This window comes from Chromohalobacter sp. 296-RDG (assembly GCF_029889885.1).
In the GTDB taxonomy this organism is placed as follows: domain Bacteria; phylum Pseudomonadota; class Gammaproteobacteria; order Pseudomonadales; family Halomonadaceae; genus Chromohalobacter.
The window spans coordinates 1-2,527 of sequence record NZ_JARANY010000139.1 but is presented as its reverse complement, the minus strand read 5'-3'; the positions used below and the strand labels follow the sequence as shown (position 1 = coordinate 2,527).

Sequence of the window (2,527 nt, the reverse complement as noted above, 5' to 3'; positions counted from 1 at the left end):
TGGGTTGCCTACGGGCGCGACAGCGCCGCAACGCGTTACTCGCCGCTCGATCAAGTCACCCCGGATAACGTCGGCGATCTCGAAGTGGCGTGGCAGTACCGCACCGGCGACTTGCTCGATCACCGCTGGGGCGCCGAGACAACGCCGCTCAAGGTCGGCGACGATGTGTTCTTGTGTACGTCGCGCAATATCCTGATCTCGCTCGACGCCGATAGTGGCGAAGAGAACTGGCGCTATGATCCGCAGGTATCCGAAGACGCCATTCCTTATACAGCTGCCTGCCGTGGCGTGACGTATTATGAAGTACCGGATGACCGCGTCGATGATATGGCCAGCGGCGATGATGGCGATTCGCAGAGCTGCCGTGCACGTATCATTTCTGGGACGCTCGATGGCCGCATGCTCGAAGTCGATGCCGCGACTGGCGAGCCGTGTACCGGTTTCGGGAATAACGGCCAGGTCGATATCAAACAGAATATGGGTGAGACGCCCGAGGGCTATGTCTCCATCAACTCCGCACCCGTGGTGGTGCGTGATGTCGTCGTAACGGGACACCAGGTGCTCGATGGGCAGCGTCGTTATCCGCCCTCCGGTGTCATCAAGGGCTTCGACGCCGTGACTGGCGAACTCGAGTGGGCCTGGGACGCAGGGCGCCCCGAGCAGAGCGAACCGCTCAGCGGTGATGACACCTACGTGCGTGGCTCGCCCAATATGTGGACCACCGCCACCGGCGATAGCCAGCTAGGCCTGGTGTATCTGCCGATGGCCAATAGCGCCGCCGACTACTGGAGCAGTTCGCGCACGTCGGCAGAAAATGAGTGGGCCAGCTCGATGGTGGCGCTCAACGTCGAGACCGGGCTGCCCGAGTGGCACTTCCAGACTGCGCACAAGGATGTCTGGGATTACGATCCCGGTTCGCAGCCGACATTGATCGATTTCCCCACCGACGATGGGGAGGTGCCGGCCTTGGTGATGCCCACCAAGCAGGGTGAGATCTACGTCTTCAACCGTGAAACCGGCGAGTTGCTGGGCGGTGGTGCCGAAGAGCGTCCTGTACCGCAAGGCGGCGCTGAACCGGAAGAACGCAGTAAGACCCAGCCCTTCTCGAACTACGCCACGCTGCGTCAGCCCGACATCAATGAGAAGGATATGTGGGGCATGTCACCTTTCGATCAGCTGTTCTGCCGTATCCAGTACCAGCAAGCCAGTTGGAAGGGCATGTACACGCCGCCCACCGCCGACCAGCCTTGGATTCAGTACACCGGCTATAACGGAGGCTCCGACTGGGGCAGTGTCTCCATCGACCCGCGGCGCGGCGTGATGATCGCCAACTACAATGACATGCCCAACTATAATGAGCTTGTGCCGCGCGAGGAGGCGGACGCCAAGGGCTGGAAACCTCGCGAGGAGCTCGATAGCGATAGCGGCGGTGCCGAAGGCGCGGGCGATCCGCAGGCCAACACGCCGTACGCGATCAATGTCAACGCCGGTTGGCGTGTGCCCTACACCGGCATGCTGTGCAAGCAGCCGCCGTATGGTCATATCCGTGCCATCGAGCTGGCCAGCGGCGATACGCTGTGGGACCGTCCGTTGGGCACAGCGCGCGCCAACGGGCCGTGGGGAATTCGTTCCGGTTTGCCCATCGATATCGGTACGCCCAATAACGGCGGTTCGGTGGTCACGGCTGGAGGGCTGATCTTCATTGCTGCGGCGACCGATGATCTGATCCGTGCGATCGACATCGAGAGCGGCGAGACCGTGTGGCAAGCGCCGCTGCCGGCGGGCGGTCAGGCCAACCCGATGGTCTACGAGGCGAATGGTCGTCAGTATCTGGTGATCGTCGCCACGGGGCACCACTTCATGGAAACCCCCAGCGGCGACTATGTGATCGCCTATGCGTTGCCCGACGATGCCTGAGGGCTCGATAGGGTAGGAGAAGCACAGCGACCCCGGCATGCGTGTCGGGGTCGCTTTGTTTAGCGTTTCCTTAGGATGTCTTCGATATTATTGTACGATCATGAATTAGCTGCGATACGCTTTTGAGAACGTCGCGTCGTATCGCGCTTCCATCATGATATGCCTGGATAAAGATCCTGGATAAGGAGTTCCAATGAAATCTGTCAGTCTTACTCTATTGGCGCTAGCGACCTTGATGACGGGGTGCGCCATGCAAGGTGGCGATGCTGATCGCGTCGATCAGCATACCCAGATTTACCAATGTGAGGGAGATACATCGCTGTCGGTCACCTATTTCCAATATGGATCCGATACCGACCGTGCCATGCTGAGCTATGGTCACGACTCCATCCCCATGCACCAAATTGCCTCGGGCTCCGGCGCGCGCTATGCCAGCGACGACGAACAGCTCGCCTACGTATGGCACACCAAAGGCGACAATGGCATGTTGTATCGTGACAACGACGAGGGTGAGCGCAACGTCATCGAGCGCGATTGCCAGGGCCGGGTGAAAGACGCCGACCGCTAAGCTGCGCGCTCATTTCATGACGGGGCCTGTGCGATGTCTCTG

2 protein-coding genes are annotated in these 2,527 nt (G+C 60.4%); both read left to right on the top strand.

Annotated features, from left to right (window positions below):
- Nucleotides 1–1,917: pyrroloquinoline quinone-dependent dehydrogenase (locus tag OP495_RS17135; RefSeq protein ID WP_280570953.1), on the top strand; the 1,917-nt coding region annotated here is incomplete at its 5' end.
- A 193-nt stretch (nucleotides 1,918–2,110) separates the two neighbouring features.
- Entirely contained in the window at nucleotides 2,111–2,485 is a 375-nt protein-coding gene (locus tag OP495_RS17130; protein WP_280570952.1) for an MliC family protein, read from the top strand.
- Nucleotides 2,486–2,527: the final 42 nt, after the last annotated feature.

Excerpts from the sequence above, each read along its gene's own strand:
- OP495_RS17130 (WP_280570952.1), top strand. The coding sequence starts at position 2,111 with ATGAAATCTGTCAGTCTTACTCTATTGGCGCTAGCGACCTTGATGACG.